20 protein-coding genes are annotated in these 18,999 nt (G+C 67.1%); 1 reads left to right on the top strand and 19 read right to left on the bottom strand.

Features of this window, described 5'->3' with window-relative positions; translation table 11 throughout:
• Positions 1-27 precede the first annotated feature (27 nt).
• From pyk to BKH20_RS01630, 19 genes are all read right to left on the bottom strand, one after another.
• Complete coding sequence (gene pyk, locus BKH20_RS01720; protein ID WP_075389685.1) at positions 28-1,458, bottom strand: pyruvate kinase; 1,431 nt, start codon at positions 1,456-1,458, stop codon at positions 28-30.
• Positions 1,459-1,580: 122 nt separating this feature from the next.
• On the bottom strand, positions 1,581-2,579 hold the full coding sequence (lgt, locus tag BKH20_RS01715) for a prolipoprotein diacylglyceryl transferase (protein ID WP_081381557.1): 999 nt from the start codon (positions 2,577-2,579) through the stop codon (positions 1,581-1,583).
• A 36-nt stretch (positions 2,580-2,615) separates the two neighbouring features.
• Positions 2,616-3,440: an indole-3-glycerol phosphate synthase TrpC gene (locus tag BKH20_RS01710; RefSeq protein WP_075389684.1), complete on the bottom strand. Its 825-nt coding sequence runs from the start codon at positions 3,438-3,440 to the stop codon at positions 2,616-2,618.
• A 115-nt stretch (positions 3,441-3,555) separates the two neighbouring features.
• Positions 3,556-3,918, bottom strand: a complete 363-nt coding sequence (gene hisI / locus BKH20_RS01705) for a phosphoribosyl-AMP cyclohydrolase (RefSeq protein ID WP_176747136.1) — start codon at positions 3,916-3,918, stop codon at positions 3,556-3,558.
• Between the two features lie 27 nt (positions 3,919-3,945).
• The gene (locus tag BKH20_RS01700; RefSeq protein WP_075389753.1) at positions 3,946-4,335 is read right to left on the bottom strand and encodes a DUF2752 domain-containing protein; all 390 of its coding nucleotides are present in this window, start codon (positions 4,333-4,335) and stop codon (positions 3,946-3,948) included.
• A gap of 98 nt (positions 4,336-4,433) precedes the next feature.
• Positions 4,434-5,027, bottom strand: coding sequence for a DUF4190 domain-containing protein (locus BKH20_RS01695; protein ID WP_256692977.1), 594 nt, complete (start codon positions 5,025-5,027; stop codon positions 4,434-4,436).
• Between the two features lie 190 nt (positions 5,028-5,217).
• Positions 5,218-5,553 carry a DUF4190 domain-containing protein gene (locus BKH20_RS01690; RefSeq protein ID WP_178388535.1) on the bottom strand — a complete coding sequence of 112 codons (336 nt, stop codon included), beginning with the start codon at positions 5,551-5,553 and terminating at the stop codon, positions 5,218-5,220.
• 139 nt (positions 5,554-5,692) lie between these two features.
• Positions 5,693-5,998 carry a DUF4190 domain-containing protein gene (locus BKH20_RS01685; RefSeq protein WP_075389683.1) on the bottom strand — a complete coding sequence of 102 codons (306 nt, stop codon included), beginning with the start codon at positions 5,996-5,998 and terminating at the stop codon, positions 5,693-5,695.
• 87 nt (positions 5,999-6,085) lie between these two features.
• Positions 6,086-6,856 (bottom strand): imidazole glycerol phosphate synthase subunit HisF, encoded by a 771-nt coding sequence (gene hisF, locus BKH20_RS01680; RefSeq protein ID WP_075389682.1) that lies wholly within the window; start codon positions 6,854-6,856, stop codon positions 6,086-6,088.
• The gene (locus BKH20_RS01675; RefSeq protein WP_075389750.1) at positions 6,853-7,881 is read right to left on the bottom strand and encodes a hypothetical protein; all 1,029 of its coding nucleotides are present in this window, start codon (positions 7,879-7,881) and stop codon (positions 6,853-6,855) included. Before BKH20_RS01675 ends, hisF begins: the two co-directional genes overlap by 4 nt.
• Before the next feature lie 455 nt (positions 7,882-8,336).
• Complete coding sequence (pafA, locus tag BKH20_RS01670) at positions 8,337-9,776, bottom strand: Pup--protein ligase (RefSeq protein ID WP_143224926.1); 1,440 nt, start codon at positions 9,774-9,776, stop codon at positions 8,337-8,339.
• Between the two features lie 2 nt (positions 9,777-9,778).
• Entirely contained in the window at positions 9,779-9,994 is a 216-nt protein-coding gene (locus BKH20_RS01665; protein ID WP_075372599.1) for a ubiquitin-like protein Pup, read from the bottom strand.
• A 59-nt stretch (positions 9,995-10,053) separates the two neighbouring features.
• Positions 10,054-11,694, bottom strand: coding sequence for a depupylase/deamidase Dop (dop, locus tag BKH20_RS01660; protein ID WP_075389680.1), 1,641 nt, complete (start codon positions 11,692-11,694; stop codon positions 10,054-10,056).
• Positions 11,691-13,385: a proteasome ATPase gene (arc, locus tag BKH20_RS01655; protein WP_075389679.1), complete on the bottom strand. Its 1,695-nt coding sequence runs from the start codon at positions 13,383-13,385 to the stop codon at positions 11,691-11,693. The genes dop and arc overlap by 4 nt, the downstream gene beginning before the upstream one ends.
• Positions 13,378-14,469 carry a tRNA (adenine-N1)-methyltransferase gene (locus BKH20_RS01650; protein ID WP_075389678.1) on the bottom strand — a complete coding sequence of 364 codons (1,092 nt, stop codon included), beginning with the start codon at positions 14,467-14,469 and terminating at the stop codon, positions 13,378-13,380. Before BKH20_RS01650 ends, arc begins: the two co-directional genes overlap by 8 nt.
• A 30-nt stretch (positions 14,470-14,499) precedes the next feature.
• The gene (locus tag BKH20_RS01645; RefSeq protein ID WP_070659011.1) at positions 14,500-15,294 is read right to left on the bottom strand and encodes a family 1 encapsulin nanocompartment shell protein; all 795 of its coding nucleotides are present in this window, start codon (positions 15,292-15,294) and stop codon (positions 14,500-14,502) included.
• Complete coding sequence (locus BKH20_RS01640; protein WP_075389677.1) at positions 15,291-16,430, bottom strand: Dyp-type peroxidase; 1,140 nt, start codon at positions 16,428-16,430, stop codon at positions 15,291-15,293. The genes BKH20_RS01645 and BKH20_RS01640 overlap by 4 nt, the downstream gene beginning before the upstream one ends.
• A 350-nt stretch (positions 16,431-16,780) precedes the next feature.
• Positions 16,781-17,683 carry a class I SAM-dependent methyltransferase gene (locus BKH20_RS01635; protein ID WP_075389676.1) on the bottom strand — a complete coding sequence of 301 codons (903 nt, stop codon included), beginning with the start codon at positions 17,681-17,683 and terminating at the stop codon, positions 16,781-16,783.
• Between the two features lie 47 nt (positions 17,684-17,730).
• Positions 17,731-18,852, bottom strand: coding sequence for a CBS domain-containing protein (locus BKH20_RS01630; RefSeq protein ID WP_075389749.1), 1,122 nt, complete (start codon positions 18,850-18,852; stop codon positions 17,731-17,733).
• Here BKH20_RS01630 and BKH20_RS14200 point away from each other — a divergent pair.
• A complete protein-coding gene (locus tag BKH20_RS14200) occupies positions 18,851-18,997 on the top strand; it encodes a hypothetical protein (protein ID WP_178388534.1) in 147 nt (48 codons plus the stop codon). The two genes, BKH20_RS01630 and BKH20_RS14200, sit on opposite strands and share 2 nt — an antisense overlap.
• Positions 18,998-18,999 lie beyond the last annotated feature (2 nt).

Genomic DNA, 18,999 nt, shown 5'->3' with positions numbered 1-18,999 from the left:
GTGGGAGCCCCCTTCAGTTCACGGTGCTCAGATTTTGTAGTCGCCTGTCTCGCCGACGGTGTGGACACGGATCGAGTTGGTCGAGCCGGGCGTGCCCGGAGGCATGCCGGCCACGATGACGATGGTATCCCCGGGCTGGGCCAGGTGCTTGTCCTGAAGGATCTCATCGACCTGGGCCACCATCTCGTCAGTGTGCTGGACCTCGGGCACCTCGTAGCACTGCACGCCCCAGGAGACGGCGAGCTGGTTACGGGTCTCGTGCAGCGGGGTGAAGGCCAGCAGCGGAAGCGGAGAGCGCAGACGCGACAGGCGTCGGGCGGTGTCACCGGACTGGGTGAAGGTCACCAGGTAGGTGACATCGAGATGCTCGCCCATCTCTGCGGCGGCGCGGGTCAGGGCGCCACCGCGCGTCTGCGGGTAGGAGCCCAGGCTGGGGATGCGCTCCCCTCCGTGCTCCTCGACGTTCTCGATGATGCTGGCCATGGTGCGCACAGCCTCGATGGGGTAGGCGCCCACGGAGGTCTCACCGGAGAGCATGACGGCGTCGGCGCCGTCGAGAATCGCGTTGGCGCAGTCGGAGGCCTCGGCCCGCGTGGGCCGCGGGTTCTGGATCATGGACTCCAGGACCTGGGTGGCCACGATGACCGGTTTGGCCTGCCTGCGAGCCAGCTCAATGGCGCGCTTCTGCACCAGCGGGACGGCCTCCAGGGGCATCTCCACACCGAGGTCACCACGGGCCACCATGATGCCGTCGAAGGTGGAGACGATGTCGAAGAGGTTCTCCACTGCCTGGGGCTTCTCGATCTTGGCGATGACCGGGAGGCGTACGCCGACCTCGTCCATGATCTCGTGGACGTCCTTGATGTCATCGGCGTCGCGCACGAAGGACAGGGCGATGAGGTCGGCACCGATCTTGAGTGCCCAGCGCAGGTCCTCGCGGTCCTTCTCGCTGAGGGCCGGCACGGAGACGGCGACACCGGGCAGGTTGATGCCCTTGTTGTTGGAGACGTAACCGGGCACCTCGACCTTGGTGACGACATCGGTGTCGGTAACGGCCACGACGCGCACCGCGACGTTGCCGTCGTCAATGAGGAGACGGTCACCGGGGCGGCAGTCGCCGGGAAGCCCCTTGAAGGTGGTGGAGGCGCGCTTGACAGTGCCCAGGACGTCATCGATGGTGATGGTGAACTCGTCGCCCTTGTTGAGCATGACCTTCTGGTCGTCCACGAACCGCCCCAAGCGGATCTTGGGGCCCTGGAGATCGACGAGGACGGCGATGGCGCGACCGGAAGCAGCTGCGGCCTCACGGATGCGGCCGATGACCTCCTCCTGGTCCTCGGCGCGGCCGTGGGAGCGGTTGATGCGCGCCACGTTCATGCCGGCGTCCACGAGCGCTTGCACCTGCTCGGGAGAATCAGTAGCGGGTCCGAGGGTACATACGATCTTGGCTCTACGCATGGGCTAAGAATACGGGACACCGGGCCCTGTGCACGAGGAGGAATCTCGTCACTTGTCAGGTTGCGACCATCCTCACCCGGTTGCCTTCCGGCGGCGTGGCGGGCGGGTCCCCGATTCGGTCCCTACGAATCTGCCTGGTCCGGGCGGGCCGACGCCGCAGCGGCGGGTTCTGCCGGTGAGGCGTCGTCAGGCGAGTCGTGCTCGGCGGAGTCGTCCTCCCGGCCCTGTAAGCGATCCTTCCTTGCCTCGCGCCCCGGCCTGTCAATGGCGTCGCTCAGGGGGCGCCGGGAGGTGAGGATCAGTCCGATGGCGCCGACGAGGAAGATAACGATGGAGGTCCACACGTTCAGTCTCAGGCCGAGGATCGTCTCCGCCTCGTCGATGCGCAGCATCTCGATCCACACGCGGCCGGCGGTGTAGATCATGAGGTAGATCCACAGCAGTCTCCCGCCCGTGACCCCGCTGCGGGCGAGCATCCTTCTGCCGATCCACACCAGGAGGACCGCCCCAGCCAGGTTCCACAGGGCCTCATAGAGGAAGGTCGGATGAAACAGGGTCCCCGGCGGGTAGGTGGAACCCGCAGGCAGGTGGGCGTCGTCGATCCGCAGTCCCCAGGGCAGCGTCGTCGGGGAGCCGTAGAGCTCCTGGTTGAACCAGTTGCCCAGTCGGCCGATCGCCTGAGCGACCAGCAGCGTCGGGGCGACGGCGTCGGCTAAGGGAGCCACCCGCAGGCCGCGATGACGCAGAAGGAGCACCCCGGCCAGGACCCCGCCGGCGATGCCTCCCCAGATTCCCAGGCCTCCCTGCCATGTCTGCGGGATACGGGCTAGGTCGCCGTTGGGGCCGAAGTAGTCGTCGGGCGAGGAGACCACGTGGTAGAGCCGGGCACCCACGATTCCAGCCGGCACGGCCACGATGGCGACGTCGAGGACCAGCTCCGGCCGGCCTCCCCGGGCCCGGTAGCGCCGATCCGACCACCACACGGCCACGAAGACCCCGGTGAGGATGCACAACGCGTAGGCCCTCACCGGGATGGGGCCGAGGTACCACACGGCCGAGGACGGGCTCGGTATGCCTGCGGTCGGCACGGCCGTGAACGGCATCGCCGACATCGTTGGCATTGTTGGCATCATGGCGGAAAGGGTGGCGACAGGCACTCAGAGAACCTCTCGATGGGCGGAGGGGATCAGTGCCGGGTGGGCGCCGGCGGCGACCAGCTCGGCAACGAACTGCTGGGGGTCGGTGGAGCGGATGATGGCCTCACCGACGAGGACGACATCGGCGCCGCAGCGCGCCAAGCTCATGACATCGTGCGGACCTCTGACGCCTCCGGCAGCGATCCGCACGACCTGCGTCGGCAGAACGTCAGTGACCTGATCGAACAGGCTGCAGTCGACGACCAGGGTGTCGGGATCGCGGGTGTCGATGGCCACGATGCAGGCCCCTGCATCGACCGCGGTCAGCGCCTCGCGGCGGGTACGGACCTCGACGACGGCGCCCATCCCCAGGGAGTGGACCCTCTCGATGAGTCCTTCGAGCACCAGGGTCTCAAGGCGGGCGTCGAGCATGAGTAGATCGGCACCGTGAGCCCGGGCCTCGTGCACCTGGTAGGGCGTGACCACCAGGTCGTTGGCGAGGATGGGAAGATCCACGGAGGCCCTGACGGCGTCCAGATCCTTGAGGGAGCCTCGCGTGGTGCTCGGCCCGGTGACCACTGAGACGCAGGCGGCACCGCCTGCGGCGTAGAAGCAGGCCAGCATCCCCGGATCCCCAACGCCGCTGAGGTCCGCGAACGTGGCCGTGGAGCGCTTGACCTCAGCGATCACCGTGACCGCGCGATCATCGGTACGCAGGCTGGACAGGGCGTTGATGGCGCCGGGAACCAGGCGGGAGGCCTCTCGCAGGCAGGCCAGGGGAACCAGCGAAGCGCGACGGTCGGCGGCCGCCTTGGCCCCGGCCACCATCGCCTCGAACGAGGTCATCACACACCTCCCCGATGTCGCCTGCCGGCGCTCTGGAAGAGCGCCTGTTCGTATCCATCGTGACGGTCCGAGGCCGTCTGTTGCAAATCGCTAAACCGCGCTGCCCGAGGAGTGATCAGTCGGGGCGCTCTCCTACGTACGCGCCCAGATCGCCGCCGGCCAGGAAGCAGGTGCGCTCGCCGGTGTGGCAGGCGGCTCCGACCTGATCGACCTCGATCAGGAGGGCGTCGCCGTCGCAGTCCAGATGAACGGACTTGACGTACTGGGCGTGTCCGGACGTGTCCCCCTTGCGCCAGTACTCACGGCGGGACCGCGACCAGAAGGTCACTCGCCCCTCTTCCAGGGTGCGCCGGAGCGCCTCATCGTCCATCCACCCCACCATGAGGACCTCACGTGAGTCGTACTGCTGGACGACGGCGCAGACCAGGCCGTCTGCGTTGCGCTTCAGACGCGCAGAGATCTGGGAATCGAGAGTCACAACCGCATTATGCACGCCAGGTGCTGCTCAGCCCGGAGGGCCGAGCAGCGGGCCGAGGTAGACCCACATGCCCGGCAGGTTGCGCACAACCGCGAAAACGGCCAGCGCCGCCCCGAGAAGGATGCCCTCCCTACCGGTGACGAGCGGTCGTCGCAGGCCTCGGGCGGATGCGAGCAACCAGCGCGCCACCAGAAGAACGACCACCGCCTCCAGCACGAGCGCAAAGGGGTTGTAGCCCATGGCGGCCCGCAGGTCGCCGTGTATGAGCTCGCGAGTCGCCCTGGTGCCTCCGCACAGCGGGCACCACAGCCCTGTGGTGCGGTGAAGCGGGCAGAGGTCGGGAAGCCCTGGAGAGCTGCGGGGCAGAGTCAGTGCGCGAAGCACGATGAGGCCACCCGGCAGGGTGGACAGAACCATCAGAAGCCCCAGTCCGATCCACCTTCCGGATCCCGCGCGCCCACCGGAGCGCTCGAGCTTCTTCGAGGCATTCGCGCAGCAGTCTTCAGACATACAGTTCATTGAAGCAACATCACCATGAGCAGAATAAGGGAGCCAGCACTGATGATAGTACCAATGGTGCCTGTCACCACTCCGGCTATCGACAGTCCCTTGTTCGAAGCACGCCCCTCATTGGCGGCACCCACGCCCAGCACTCCGACGACGATCGCCGGTATGCCCAAGATCAGGCCGAAAGATAAGCAGTTCGCAAAGATACTCGCGATACCGAGCCCGAGCGCCCACCCACCGAGGGCATTGGCCTCATGCCGACGCGGATCGTAAGGTGCCCCCCAGTACGAACCTTGACCATATGGCGGATACGGGCCGTAAGAAGGAGATGGGTAGGGGTACTGCTGACTGTAGGGCTCCCCGTAGGTCTGATTGTAGGGCTGCTGGCCGAACCCTGAATAAGGGATCACCTGGCCTCCCGGTGCCGTCGGGAAAAGGAGCGACTGATCGCCAAGGTCGTTCGCGCTGTAGTAACCGTTCTGGGTCGACGACATGCCCGAAGCGGACTGGGAGGCAGCATTGGAGTCAGAAGGATAGGGATAAGGAGAACCAGCAGCCCCTTGATGATAAGGATCTGCTTGGTAAGGATTCAATTCACTCATTATTCCTCCCCTGGGGCGAAGCGCAGCACTCAACCTACACGAGCACACATATCACATCCCTGGAAACGACCTCATCTCAACGGGGAGAACACCCCATCATTCTCGACGTTCATGCCACACAGTCCTTGCTCCGTTGTGCAGGCAATTAACGAAGTCCCTGCACAACGGAGCGGAGACGACAGACGAGGACCTAGGACCGGAATCCGCTCATGAGTCGTTCATTCAGACCAGTGGCGTAGAAGACGATCGCCAGCACAATAGAGAGAACACCCAAGGCGATACCGGCAATGGACATCCCCTTATTGGTGGCACGCCCCTCGTTCGCTGCTTGCATACCCAGAAAACCCACGATTATTGCAGGAATACCAGTCAAGATACCACAGCAGACAAAACTGGCGATACCAAGACCAAGCGCCCACCCTCCCAACGAATTCTTCTCATCAGGGCGAGGACCAAATCCACCAGGGACATATCCTCCGGGCTGCGGATTGTACTGACCGCCGGGGTACGGGCCCATGTTACTCATAGCATCTCTCCGTGTAGATAGGGTTCGATGATGTTCAGTATGTTGCTGAAGTATAACAGGACTCACGCAGCACGCAAATCGAGCCGCCTGGCGGCGCCACCTCAGCGCAGCGCCGGTATCCGGCCTGGGCCGCCACCTCTCACCTGAGTCCCACCCTCACAAGTAGATAAATCAAGGTAGCACAGAACCCGATAACCCCCAGGACAATTCCAGCGGTTCCTGCGCCTCGATTAGTGGCCTCACCGCGATCTGCCGCCGCCTGGGCTTGCAGCCCCAAAACGATCGCGATGACCCCAAAAATGATTCCGCAGCAGAAAATACTCGCAATCCCCAGACCAAGAGACCAGCTCCCCAAGTAGTTCCTCTCACTGCCTGGGTTCCTCCAAGCATTCCCGCCACTTGGATAACTGGGATAGCTGGGCTCGTTGTAATAGAAATGGCTCACGCACTCTCCTCGGACTCAGCCACACAGGCACCTTCAGGAACGGGCAGCGCACCGGCACCTCACCCACCGCTCAGTCTCCCACAGTTTTTAACGAACCGGGTGGTCTGCGTCTCGCAGGGCATTCTTGGCCTCAGCGATGGTCATCACTCCGTAGTGGAACACTGAGGCTGCCAGAACGGCGTCGGCACCGTGGTTGGCGGCTGTGACGAAGTCCTGTGGGCATCCGGCACCGCCGGAGGCGATGAGTGGCACCCGGACCCGTCGACGAACGGCGTCGATCATCTCGGTGTCGAATCCTTTGGTGACTCCGTCGGCGTCCATGGAGTTCAGGAGAATCTCACCGGCGCCGAGCTCTGCTCCTTGAACCGCCCAGGCGACTGCGTCGATGCCGGTGGAGGTCCGCCCTCCGTGCGTGGTGACCTCGAAGCCGGAGGCCGTTGAGACACCGGAGGGGCACCGACGCGCATCCACGGACAGGACGACCACCTGGTTGCCGAAACGCTGTGCTACCTCCGTCAACAGCTCGGGACGGTTGATGGCCGCGGTGTTGATACCGACTTTGTCCGCCCCGGCCCGCAGCAGCTGGTCCACGTCATCGACTGAGCGCACTCCCCCGCCGACGGTCAGTGGAACGAAGACCTGCTCGGCAGTACGGCGGACCACGTCCAACATGGTGGAACGTCCCTCGTGCGAGGCTGAGACGTCGAGGAAGGTGATCTCATCGGCCCCCTGAGCGCCGTAGCGGGAGGCCAGCTCCACGGGGTCTCCGGCGTCCTTGAGACCCTGGAAGTTGACGCCTTTGACGACACGACCGTCCTTGACGTCCAGGCAGGGAATGATGCGGATGGCAACGCTCATGACTGGTCCTTGGATGTTGGGCCGGCGGAGGAGTCAGGGGCGGCGCTCGACTCACTGCTCGCATGAGCCCCGGATGCTTTGGGAGCCTGGGCGGGGTCCTTGGCCAGGACGTCGATCACGACGACGACTGGTTCCTTGCCCTGCGCCTGCTCAGCGGGCAGTGAGAGGACCACCCGGGAGCCGACCGTGATATCAACCAGGTTCTGGGAGACTCCCACCAGCGCGTTGCTCATGTCGAGCTGCTTGGGCCGCTCCTGGTATCCAAAGGTTGATTTCTCCAGGGGCTGTCCCGTGGCCCAGCTGACCATCGTGGTCCGAGCGATCAGACGGTCCTGGGCACCGATCTGGGGACCGGTGCCCTTGATGAGGATCTCTGTGGACACTCGAGTCGGTGCAGGTAGTCCAGCGCTGCTGACGGTGATGGAGCCGTCCGGTCCCTCAGTCACGGTGGGGGTACCTGCCGCCGGCTGCCTCGCCTCCCCCGTTGCCGTGGTGGGCAGGAGGTCGACAACGGTGATCTTCGTCGTCCGGGAGCCGTTGTCCTCCTCGGCCGGTTCGCGCAGGACGACACGGGCGCCTTCGCGCTGGCCGGAGACTGCTGTGTTGATGTAGTTGCCCACGTCGGGGCCGAGCAGGCCCTGCCAGAGCTTGTACCCCGCTTCGTTACCCGTCGTGTTGCGCCCATTGAGACCGGAGAACTGCGAGACCTGCAGGATCACTGGCGTTCCCTCGGAGACAGCGCGCCCCTGCCCGGTCTGGACGACGTCGGTCAGTACCGAGCCGGGAGCTGACAGAGAGGCGTCGCCGTTCAGCTCGATGGAGGGCGCCACCCCCGATCCGACCCGTCCGCTGACCTTCAGCAGCTGGCTGAGGGGGGCGTTGCCGTCCAGCACGGTCGACTGGGCCGCAGTGCTGGTGCCCGCACCGTTCCTTCCGGAGACGAGCTTGTTGACGGCCAGCGGCACCAGGATCATGGCAAGGACGACGACACCGATCAGGCCGACCGCCAGAGGACCCCTGGGCATGCGCCCCAGCGGGCCGCCCAGGGTACGTCGCCGCTGCGTCGGTTCCGGCTCCTGGGTTTCGGTGACCACCTCGTCGTGCCGGTGCCCAGGCTGATGAGGCAGATCGCGTCGATCAGCTCGTGCGGCCGGCATGTGCGCGCCGCGAGGATCATGGCTGCTACCCGGTATCTGAGGCTGTGGCTGAGGCTGCGGTTGCAGTTCAGTGCGCGGCGCCGGCGTGCCGGTTGCGGGTCGGGTGCCGGGGGACGCAGTACCGGCGGGGCGGGTCTGAACAGCAGGATGGGACAGTGCCGGCAGGTCCTGGGTCGCCGCCTCCTGCTGGGCCTGCTGAGCACGTTCGAGCGCACGGCGCTGACGCCGTGTCAGGGGCGTGCCCACTTCGGGATCCGGGGAGGAGGTAGTACTCATGTTGCGTCTTCCGTCTGTCGCCTTACCAGTGCCGTGAACCTCACTGTTCACACCCCGATGGGAAGGTCGGTTGCCGGGCGCTCCATACTCTCCAGGAGTGCATCGATGCGCTCGTCTACGGCACAGAAGGGATCACTCAGCGTAACAGGTGAGCAGACGCCGTCGTCGAGTCGAACCCCCACCCAGTCGACACTCACATCGCGGCGCAGGTCCTCAGCCCTGGCAACGACCGCGCCCCGTAGGCGCGCACGCGTGGTGGCCGGTGGGGTGTCCACCGCCCTCCGGCAGGTCTCTTCGTCAACGAATCGGCGCAGGAGCCCGGCACCCTCCAGCCGCTGTCGCAGTCCCCCACCGGCAGAGACGTCGTGGTAGGCCAGGGCCAAGCGCCTCACCCGGGGATCGGTCAGATCAGTGTCGTGCCGCTGGCAGTAACGGGTCAGCAGCCGCTGCTTGACCGCCCAGTCCAGCTCCGTGTCCACGAGCTCGGGCTGCTGCAGGCGCAGGGCCTGGAGTCCTCGTTCCCACAGATCCAGTGCGGCAGTGTGGAGAGCAGTGACCTCGATGTCCCGTGCGACGTGATCGCGGAGACGTCCCAGGTGCTCGGCCTGCATCTCCAACGGCGTGATGGTCCGCCCGTCGACTCGCTCCAGCAGCACCCCTCCACTCATGTCATGGCAGGTGTCGCGAATGGCCCTCATGGGATCGGCCAGGGCCAGGTCGCCAAGGTCTCCCCCGTGCTCCAGGTAGTCCAGGAGCAGGTCCATGCCCGCCACCTTGAGCAGGGTGGATCCCTGAGCGATGTTGGAGTCCCCGACGATGACATGCATGCGCCGGTAGCGCTCGGCATCGGCATGTGGTTCGTCCCGGGTGTTGATCAGCGGCCTGGCCCGGGTCGTGGCTGAGGAGACGGCATCCCACATCTGGTCGGCCCGCTGGGAGAAGACGTAGCCCCTGATCCCGTCACCCGCTGGACCGGTGTCCTCGTCGGCCGCGATATGGCCGGCGCCGACGAGGATCTGCCGGGTCACCAGGTGGGGTACGAGAGTGCGGGCATCGTTCCAGAAGTCTCCCCGACGACGCACGAGGTAGTTCTCGTGGCACCCGAAGCCGTTGCCCTCGGCATCGCGGTTGTTCTTCAGCAGGTGGATCTGCCCGGCAACGCCCGTTGCGGCCAAGCGGGTGTTGGCCTGCTCGGCGAGATCGGCCATGACGAGCTCACCGGCGCGGTCCTGTGCGAGCACGTCCTCAAGGCGGTCGCACTCGGCGGTGGCGAACTCGGGGTGGGAGCCCACGTCCAGGTAGAGGCGAGCGCCCCCACGAGTGAAGACGTTCGAGGAGCGCGAGCGCTGTACCACGGGATCGAAGAGCTCACGAGCGGCGTGGTCGGCGTCCATGGGAGGAGGGCCGTCGGTGGTGGGGGCACAGGTGATGCCGTACTCGGTCTCCACCCCGATGATGCGCCGCGCCAAGGGCCGTGAGCCACTCATGCTCACTGGCCGCCCTTCTGGACGAAGCCCTGGACGAAGGCTGCGGCGTTGGTCTCAATGACCGAGTCGATCTCATCGAGGATGCTGTCAACGTCACTGGCCTGCCCGGCCGACGCCGATGTCCCGGCGCTGATCGCCTGGTCAGTGTCCGCTGCGGTGGTCTCGACACCGCCGTGACGGACCTGCCCATGGGACTGACTGGCGTGCTGCGGCGTCATGTGCTGCTCCTTCACTCGTCCTGCCCAGCTGCGCACCGCTGGTGAGCGTGCTGCAAGGCTCAGTGTCTCTCAGGTTCTGCCCGGCGACCAATTTCCTCCAGGATGGTCGCCGTCTCATCGGGGCCGACGACCACGTCGTCGGGCAGGCGCAGACGCGCCAGCTCGGGGGCGCCCGGAACGTCGAGGAGGAGGCAGGTCCAGGAGGCACCCACGATCTGCGGGTGGCGGCGGATGGCGGCTCCCCGGATGGCGGCACGTGTGCCCTCGGGTGGTGTGTCGGCCGCGCGCTGGATCTCTGCCTCGGAGGCCAACCGGTGGATCCTGCCGGCGGCGTCGAGCCTGTCGACGACGGATCGCCCCGGGCGCAGATCGGCCCACTGGATGTCGAGAGCCGCCAGACGAGGATCGTCCCAGCCGGTTCCCGACCTGCGGCGCAGTCCCTCACAGAGCTCGTACTTGGCGACCCACTCCACCATCTGGGCGGCCGGGCCGGCTCCGTCGTGGCGCCACTGCTCCAGAGCGTCGAGGACCTGCCTCCACAGAGCCAGGGCGCGATGGGCCTGAGCGTTTTCCACACGTGTGACGGCTGGGCTGATGGCATCGAGGAAGGCGCGTTGAATCGCCAGGGCGGTCATGGACCCGGACTGGGTGCGCAGCTCGTGGGAGAGGGTGGGGTCGTGAGAGAGTGCCCAGTGCTCCTCGACGGGGTCACCGATGATGGTCAGGCGCCTGAGACGGGTCAGAGCCTCCGTGAACCGGTCGGAGCCCTCGGTGTACGCCTGCTCCAGGAACCACAGGAGCAGGTCGGTGGTGGCGATCTTGAGGTAGATGGGAACGTCGAAGCGGTTGGCGTCCCCGTTGATGACGTGAAGACGGCGCCAGCGGGCGTTGTCGGCGTGCGGCTCGTCGCGGGTGTTGATGATGGGGCGGTTGAAGGTGGTCTGCAGGCCGATCTCGGACTCGACGTAGTCGGCGCGCTGACTGATCTGGAATCCGGGGCGTTCACTGCGCTGTCCGATGCCGACCCGGCCGGAGCCTACGAGGACGGGCCTGGTGACGAGGAAAGGGGTGAGGACCTCGGCCAGCGCCTCGAAGGGCACGTCGCGCCGCACGAGGTAGTTCTCGTGGGAACCGTAGGCCGCACCCTTGCCGTCCACATTGTTCTTGTACAGGACGATCTGCGCCGGCGCATCGGCGCTACCTTCATCCAGGGCCTTCATGGCGCGCCGGGCGACCACCTCACCGGCACGATCCCAGATCAGGGCGTCGCGAGGGGTGAGGACCTCGGGTGAGGAGTACTCGGGGTGGGCGTGATCCACGTAGAAGCGGGCGCCGTTGACCAGGACCGCCGTCGTGGCCCGGGGCAGGGCCGCCTCGGCGGCACTGGGGCGGGCGCGCGACCCCCAGGGAGCCGGCGGAACGTCACCTGACGGCGCCGGGCGTGCGGGGTCGTCGGTGAGCTGGCTGGGGTGGGCGGCGGAACGCCGAAGCCTGCCGCCACGCAGATCGGCCAGAGGATCCTCGCCCTCGTAGTCCCACCGCGCCGTGGGCACACCGGCGCCGACGCTGTAGGCCTCCACCGCCCGGGTGGACAGGACCACGGGGTTGGCGTAGGCGTCGCCCGGACGCAGGACCCCGAACTCGGTCTCCAGGCCGACGGGTCGCGTCACCGGGCCGGGCTGAAAGCCGACGTCGTTCATGTGCTCTCCTTGCCGAGTCTGCGCACGCTGAGGATCTGCGAGGTGCGGGTGCCGATGAGCCGGGCCCACCCCTCGGGGGTGGTGGCGCCAGTGATCTCCTCGTTCTGCCGCGCCTCGCTCTCGACGGCCAAGCGGAGCCTGGCTGCGCTCAGCCCGCCCGCTCCCCCGGCGAGCTCATCCTTGATGGAGGCGGTCTTGGCGCGCGAGACGATGGCGGCCAGCATGGCGCCGCTGGTGAGGTCGGCCAGGTGAAGGACGCGGGTGGAGGTGCCGCCGGCCGCGTGGGCCTCGGTGATCTCCAGGACGGCGGTGGCGTCGTTGCGGGCGTAGAGGGCCTCGACGACGACGCGGCGCAAGGAGGCGGCGGTGGCCTCGTGGTCTCCCCCGTGGGCCGCGACCTCGGCCGGGGCCAGGGGCAGGTCGGCGGTGAGGTGCCGGGCGAGGATCTCCTCGGCAGCGGCCGCATCGGGCCGGTTGATGCGGATCTTCACGTCCAGGCGCCCGGGGCGCAGGATGGCGGGGTCGATCATGTCCTCCCGGTTGGAGGCCCCGATGATGACGACGTTGCGCAGGGACTCCACGCCGTCGATCTCCGCCAGGACCTGGGGCACGATCATGGTCTCGACGTCGGAGGACACGCCGGTGCCGCGGGTACGGAAGAGGGCCTCCATCTCGTCGAAGAAGATGACCACCGGCCGGTCCTCGGCAGCGGCCTTGCGGGCCTGGTCGAAGATGGCGCGGATCTGGCGCTCGGTCTCACCGACGAACTTGCTCAGCAGCTCAGGACCCTTGATGTTGAGGAACGCCGCCGAGCGCCCTGTGACGCCGCAGGCGCTGGGAGAGCCGGCCAGCGAGGTGGCCACGGCCTTGGCGATGAGGGTCTTGCCGCAGCCGGGCGGGCCGTAGAGCAACAGCCCCTTGGGGGCGCGCAGGCCGTAGGCGTGGAACAGCTCGGGGTGGGTGAAGGGCAGCTCGAGAGCATCGCGGATCTGCTCGATCTGCGGGCCCAGACCCCCGATGTCCGACCAGGAGACGTCGGGCGTTTCGGCGACGACCAGCTGCTCGACACTGGTGCGCTCGATGAGAGTCGTGGCGACGTCGGCGCGCAGGTCGGCGGCCAGGGTGTCGCCGGGTTTGAGCCCCTCGCCGGCCTCGGAGATGCGACGAAGAGCCGAGGACAGGGTGAGGATCCGGGTGCCTCCTGCGCCGGTGGTCACCAGGACCCGGGCGTCATCGAGCCTCTCCTCCAGGGTGACGGCCTCACCGGTGCACGGCTCGGGGAGGGTGGCGACGACGAGCATCTGGTCGTTGACGGCCACGAGCCGCCCGACCTGCAGCTCGGTGTCATCGACGCCGGGGTGGACGTGCAGGAGCATCTGGCGGCCGGACAGGCTCACGGCGACCTCGCGGGGCCGGGCGGCGTCGTCAGTGTCACCTACGGTGCCCCTTGTGCGGGGACGGCCGGTGAGCAGTCCCAGCGTGACCGGGGGGTGAGTGACAGCGTCGAGCTGTTGTCCGAGCTCGGTGATGCGCTCGCGGGCGGTGCCCAGAGCGGCCACCAGGCGCTCGTTCTTGGCCGCCAGGCTGACGGCCTGGGCGCGGGCCTCACGCAGCTGGTGGCTGGTGAAGTCCGCAGCAGGCATCCCCAGTGGCTGGGGTGTACCGGCGTCGGCGGCAGTCGTCTCAGACATGGTCAGTGCCGTCCTGGTCGTCGTCCGCGCTCCCGCTGAGAACGGGTGTGGCGTCGGAGGGCTGCTTGGCCTGGCAGTCACGCAGAACGCGGCGGACCTTCTTGTCGGTGCTGGTGCGCTCCTTGACGTCGTCGGGCAGCCAGTAGCCGCCCTCGTCGTAGGCGCCGCGGGCGGGCGGGCGCTTGCGGGTCAGGGGCCGGGAGCCTGCGGCCATGCGACGGGCGGTCAGCAGGAAGCCGGTGTGCGCCACCATGCGGTGGTCGGGGCGCACGGCGAGTCCGTCGACGTTCCAGGTGCGCACCATGGACTCCCAGGACTCGGGCTCGGTGAACAGGCCGCTGTGGCGCAGGGCCTCCACGGTGCGGGAGAGCTGGGTGACGGTGGCCACGTAGGCCAGGAAGAGTCCGCCCGGGGCCAGGGCTTGGGAAGCGGCCTCGACGTTCTCCCAGGGGGCGAGCATGTCCAGGACCACCCGGTCGATGCTGCCGGGTTCCACCCGGGCGGCGACGACGTCGGCGAAGTCCCCGGTGCGCAGCTCCCAGGCGGGATGGTGGCGGCCGAACCAGGCGTCGACGTTGGAGGCGGCGATCCGGGCGAAGTCCTCACGACGCTCGATGGACAGCAGGTGGCCGCCCTCCCCGATGGCGGAGAGCAGGTTCATGGTGAGGGCCCCCGAGCCGACGCCGGCCTCCAGGACGCGGGCGCCGGGGAAGATGTCGCCCAGGGCGATGACCTGACCGGAGTCCTTGGGGTAGACCACCTGCGCGCCGCGGGGCATGGACAGGACGTAGTCGGCCAGGAGCGGGCGCAGCAGGAGCAGCTCGTGGCCGGTGTCGGTCTCGATGACGCTGCCCTCGTCCATGCCGACGACGTCTCGGTGGTGGAAGGAGCCGCGCACGGACTGGAAGTAGCCGTGGGGGTCGAGCAGAAAGGTGTTCTTGCGGCCCTTGGTGTCGGTGACCTGGATGCGTTCGCCGTAGCGGAAGGGGCCACGGCGACCGGCCTGCCCCAGGATCTCCTGGGGAGCGGGGCGCTGGGAGGACTCCGTGGGTGAGTTCACCGTGTGCTCAGTCTGCTCGCTCATCAGGGCGAGTGTAGGACCCAGTGGGCGACCTCAGTGCGTCAGCACGACACTCGCCTCAGAGGTGTAAGGGAGGAAAGTGAGCGTCTCTTGGAGATAGAGCTCAATCGACTCGGCATCGTGTGAGAGATATCCGATGGAGAGGTCCTGACCGAGGTGCAGCTCGTAGTCGCCGCCCCGCGTGCTCAGCAGGACAGCGTCCTGAATGGCGGGAGCCCACAGGACCTCACCATCCAGGAGACGATCGATGTGCTTGCGGATGGGGTAACCGTCGTCAGTGGTCTCCGCGACGGCGGTCCACAGCTCGGCGGAGAGCAGGAGGGCGTAGGGGCCTTCGACTCCGGCGAGGCGGAGCTCCTTGAGGGCAGCAGCAACGGCGTCAGGAAGGTCCTTCGGCTGTGGGAGCGATACGGCAGGGTTGGAGCTTGAGGGAACCAGCCCCTCAATGCCCGCGCTCGCCAGCCCGTCGAAGACAATGCCGTCCTCGGCTCTGGCGATCTGAGCAACAGCGTCCTTCACGGGTTGCCAGTCGGAGTCCTGGGCTCCCCGGTCGACGGCGTCGACGGCCTCGCGACTGACCCGGAAGGGAACCCTCAGCTCGACGATCTGGCGGACCTGACGCTGGTGGGCCTGGACACCTTCGAAGGGGGTGTCCACGCGTACCTGGTGACCGGTGCGTACTGCCGCAAGGTCCTCTCCGTCGGGTCCGACCACGTCGACGACGCGTCGTCCAGCGATCCAGCGGATGAAGGTGCGTCGCGCCTCTTGGTCGATCTCACTCCAGGCGGCCTCGGAGATGGGGGCGAGCTGTCGATGCAGATTGTTCATACTCGGCCTTTCAGGTTTCCGATCCCAAGGGATCCGTCGGACGGTGCGGCAGTGGAACCCGCACCGTTGCTGTGGTCATCTGGTGTCTGGTCACGCGGCGCCTCAGACGATGCGTTGAGCCCTAGGTCCTTGGCGGCGCTCAGCTCAGTGGCAGGCTGGGTCGGGTCCTGCGGTCCGGCCTCAGGTCGGACAGAAGGCTTCGCGTACTGGTCGGCGTCGTCGAGGAAGGCGGCCGGCGGAGCGAAGAAGAGACATCCTGTCAGAGGCGTGGAGAAGTCGAGGATGCGGTCGTAGTTGCCCTCGGGCTCTCCCAGGAACATGCGCCGGAGCATGAGCTCGGTGACGCGTGGGTCTGCGGCGTAGCTCATGAAGAACGTGCCCTGCTCCCCGGAGGCCTCACCGAAGGCGAGATTGTCACGCACGATCTGGAGCTCGTTGCCGTCGGCGTCCTCAATGGTGTTCATGGTGACGTGGCTGTTGGTGGGCTGCTCGTCGTCAGGGAGCTGGGTGTCATCGAGCTTGGTGCGGCCGATGACGTGTTCCTGCTCCTCGACGCTCAATGAGTCCCAGGCGGTGAGGTTGTGGACGTACTTCTGCTCAATGATGTAGCTGCCGCCCGCCCAAGCACCCTCGTTGATGAGCGCGGCGGCAACGGCCGCCTGGCCCCGCGGGCTCTCAGTACCGTCGACGAAGCCCAGAGGGTCTCGATTATCGAGGTAGCGGAAGGCGTGAACCTCATCGTAGGTACTGACCGCAGAGCCCAGTCGGCGCATGATCTGGCGCGCCAGCTCGAAGCACATGTCGAGAGTTGAGGCACGCAGGTGGAAGAACAGGTCTCCCAGCGTCGAGGGGGCACTGTGCTTTCCTCCCTGAAGTGCCTCGAAGTCGTGCAGATACTCAGGCCGAGGCACGTCGAAGAGACGGTCCCACATGCCTGCCCCAATACCGACGACGCAGCTGAGCATCGTCTCGGGGTAGCGGAAACCAACGGCCCGGGTCAGCCCGGACACATCGGTCAGCAGAGCGATGACCGGGGACTCGCCCCCACTCCGTACGGTCACCGTGAGGAAGATCGATGCCTTGGCCGGCGAAGCCAGAATCTCTTGAGAGAGGTCCTGAGAGTTGACGTCGCTCATGGTTTCACCTTCAAAGATGACGCTGATACGGATGCCCGGAGGCACTTGATCCGATGCGAAGGTTATCATCCACAGCCCGTCCGGAACCGATGAGTGCCTGACAGATATCCAGCGTTTTCTCCTGCCAACCGCTGCCCCCTCGCAACATCCCGATATGGGATACGCCTCCTTCGTCACCATGATCGTGTGTCTGCGCAGATCACCGTCAGGCTTCCCGGCGACTTGGTCTCTTTTCTCGACGAGGCCGTCTCCGATGGACGGGTTTTGAGCCGCGCCGCGCTCGTGACTCAGGCACCTGAAAGAGAAATGCACCGGCAGGCAGCCGTCAACGGCGCGGGAGTCCTGGAGCGTCAAGGCATCTTCGATGAGCTCGACGAGCTGGTCATGGCCGGCCGGCGGGCGACAACGACCAGCTGGAGAGGCAGCATGTCGCGCATCGCCGGGTCGGTGAAGCGGTAGCCCTCCTCGCAGGGCCCCATGAGGTCGGGCCAGCGGCGCCAGGCACTCACACGGGTCTCGCTCACCTCCTCCAGGACGAGGCCCGCCCCCAGCAGCGCGGTAAGGATCTCCCCCACCGCGTGGTTCCACTGGTGGCTGCGGGTGTGGGCGATCGGCGCTGCGCCTTCGGGCGTCTCCACGTAGGAGCCTTCATTCTCCCAGGTCATGGGCTCGTGCCTCTGAAAGTAGGGCTCATGGAGGGTGAGCCCGTGGGAGGTGTCGTCTCCCACAGCCATGAAGGCGGGGTGGTCGTCACGCAGAATAAGGCGTCCGCCGGGGCGCAGCAGGCAGGCCACAACACGCGCCCAGGCGTCGATGTCAGGCAACCAGCACAGGACGCCCAGCGTGGTGTAGACCAGGTCGAAGTCACCGGTCACAACCTCACGGGCCGCATAGACGTTGGCCTCGACCAGCTCGATGCGGGCCTCGGCCCGACGTGCCAGCTCCCGGGCCCGCTTCAACGAGCGCGGGGACATGTCGAGGCCGACGACGCGTCGCGCTCCCAGCCGGGCCAAGCTGATGGTATCGAGCCCCAGGTGGCACTGGAGATGGATGACGTCGAGGCCGCTTATATCCCCCAGACGTCCCAGGTCATCGGTGACGTCTTTCGTGAGCGCTGTGGGCGAGGCGAGGAGCTCGGCGATGCCGTAGCCAGAGGCCTCGTGAAGGGTAGCGCGGTCGTCCCAGTTGGCGCGGTTGTCGGCGAAGTGGGAGCGGTGCGCGGCACTGGGGTCCAGATGATTCGGCTCTATCATGACGTTAGCCTAGCCGGGCAGTTGATCGCTGTGGCCCCCGCGACTGCTCAGCGCGCGCCGGTGGGGACCGCGCCGGCCAGGCTCCCCGCTTCCACGAGCACCAGCCAGCGTGAGACCTCCCGGGCTCGTTTCATGGCATCGGCGGCCGCCTGGCCGGTCAGGTCGGTGGTCACCGCCGCGGCCGGCAGCACCGTGCAGACCTGCCTGGCGCTCACCCCGTTCACGGGGGCCGGGCTCGCTGCGTCCGACAGCCCGAGCTCCTTGAGGGATGCCTCATCGATCGTGCCCACCAGCTCGGGCCCGTCAGTGACGAGGACGAGTACGGCTCCCTGGGCCAGCGCTTCACGCACCTGGGACACAGGTGTGTCGGGGCCGACGACGCGCAGGGGTCTGGACAGCTCGCGCAGGTCCAGCTTCGAGGCGGCCCGGGCTCCTCCCCCGAGCTCGAGGACCTGCCAGCTGGAGGCCACGATCGACCAGCCCACCATGACAACCAGGATGAGGCTGAAGGCGTCGGGCTGGCGGCCGTCAAGCACGAGGGGGCGCAGGATCCACCACCACACGACACCGCCGACCACCGCCAGCCCGCCCCAGCCGGCCACTTTGAGACCGAGCCGACGATTACCGGTCACCTGGACCACGAGCGCGGCCAGGGCGTAGCCGCCGTCGAGGGGAAGACCCGGCAGGGCGTTGAAGACGGCCAGGGCCAGGTTGACCAGGGTCACGGCCCATATGGTGAAGGCGACGGGAACCGACAGACTCACGAAGTCCTGCACCACGGTTCCGATCAGCCACAGGAGCAGGTTGGTGGCCGGTCCTGACAGGGAGGTGACCAGGTCCTTCCACGCGGTCCACTCGCGTGCCGGCCCGAAGGAGGTGCGCCCGCCCCACAGGTAGAGCTCGTAACGGGTGGGGCGCCTGCCCATGAGAGTTCCGGACAGTCCGTGGGCCAGCTCGTGCAGCAGAACCGAGGCCGCAACGCCCAGGACCGTGGAGACCACCACCAGCAGCACCGTCGTGGTCCCGAAGGCGCCCAGGGCTGAGGAGACCAGCGGGTACCAGCTGCCGGCGATGAGCAGGCCGAGCAGGAGAGAGGTCGGCGAGATGACGACAGGGGCGCCGCCGACGCGGGCGATGACCCACTCGCCGGTGGATGTGGAGGCAGGCATGGGCACGAGCCTAACGCCGTCGGCAGCGGGGCACCGCATCCACTCGGCGGCCACAGCCGCGGATGTCTCTCCCCACGGACGCAGCCTGTGGAGGAAGGCCGCTCCCTCCGTCCAGCTCCGACGCCGCCTCACCTCCTCACGGTAGCG

The organism is Actinomyces oris (assembly GCF_001937445.1).
GTDB classification, from domain to species: Bacteria; Actinomycetota; Actinomycetes; order Actinomycetales; family Actinomycetaceae; genus Actinomyces; species Actinomyces acetigenes.
The sequence above is the reverse complement of the archived record's forward strand: the minus strand, read 5'-3'. Positions and strand labels throughout refer to the sequence as shown.

Bases quoted from the DNA above. Each gene is read 5' to 3' on its own strand.
- lgt (WP_081381557.1), bottom strand. From the start codon at position 2,579: ATGCCAACGATGTCGGCGATGCCGTTCACGGCCGTGCCGACCGCAGGC.
- pafA (WP_143224926.1), bottom strand. From the start codon at position 9,776: ATGAGTGGCTCACGGCCCTTGGCGCGGCGCATCATCGGGGTGGAGACC.
- BKH20_RS14200 (WP_178388534.1), top strand. From the start codon at position 18,851: ATGGGCACGAGCCTAACGCCGTCGGCAGCGGGGCACCGCATCCACTCG.
- BKH20_RS01665 (WP_075372599.1), bottom strand. From the start codon at position 9,994: ATGACGCCGCAGCACGCCAGTCAGTCCCATGGGCAGGTCCGTCACGGC.
- BKH20_RS01675 (WP_075389750.1), bottom strand. From the start codon at position 7,881: ATGCCCAGGGGTCCTCTGGCGGTCGGCCTGATCGGTGTCGTCGTCCTT.
- BKH20_RS01700 (WP_075389753.1), bottom strand. From the start codon at position 4,335: ATGGTTCTGTCCACCCTGCCGGGTGGCCTCATCGTGCTTCGCGCACTG.
- BKH20_RS01650 (WP_075389678.1), bottom strand. From the start codon at position 14,469: ATGAGCGAGCAGACTGAGCACACGGTGAACTCACCCACGGAGTCCTCC.
- BKH20_RS01710 (WP_075389684.1), bottom strand. From the start codon at position 3,440: ATGACCTCGTTCGAGGCGATGGTGGCCGGGGCCAAGGCGGCCGCCGAC.
- BKH20_RS01635 (WP_075389676.1), bottom strand. From the start codon at position 17,683: ATGATAGAGCCGAATCATCTGGACCCCAGTGCCGCGCACCGCTCCCAC.
- pyk (WP_075389685.1), bottom strand. From the start codon at position 1,458: ATGCGTAGAGCCAAGATCGTATGTACCCTCGGACCCGCTACTGATTCT.
- arc (WP_075389679.1), bottom strand. From the start codon at position 13,385: ATGTCTGAGACGACTGCCGCCGACGCCGGTACACCCCAGCCACTGGGG.
- BKH20_RS01695 (WP_256692977.1), bottom strand. From the start codon at position 5,027: ATGAGTGAATTGAATCCTTACCAAGCAGATCCTTATCATCAAGGGGCT.
- BKH20_RS01640 (WP_075389677.1), bottom strand. From the start codon at position 16,430: ATGAGCGACGTCAACTCTCAGGACCTCTCTCAAGAGATTCTGGCTTCG.
- hisF (WP_075389682.1), bottom strand. From the start codon at position 6,856: ATGAGCGTTGCCATCCGCATCATTCCCTGCCTGGACGTCAAGGACGGT.
- BKH20_RS01645 (WP_070659011.1), bottom strand. From the start codon at position 15,294: ATGAACAATCTGCATCGACAGCTCGCCCCCATCTCCGAGGCCGCCTGG.
- dop (WP_075389680.1), bottom strand. From the start codon at position 11,694: ATGAACGACGTCGGCTTTCAGCCCGGCCCGGTGACGCGACCCGTCGGC.
- BKH20_RS01630 (WP_075389749.1), bottom strand. From the start codon at position 18,852: ATGCCTGCCTCCACATCCACCGGCGAGTGGGTCATCGCCCGCGTCGGC.
- BKH20_RS01690 (WP_178388535.1), bottom strand. From the start codon at position 5,553: ATGAGTAACATGGGCCCGTACCCCGGCGGTCAGTACAATCCGCAGCCC.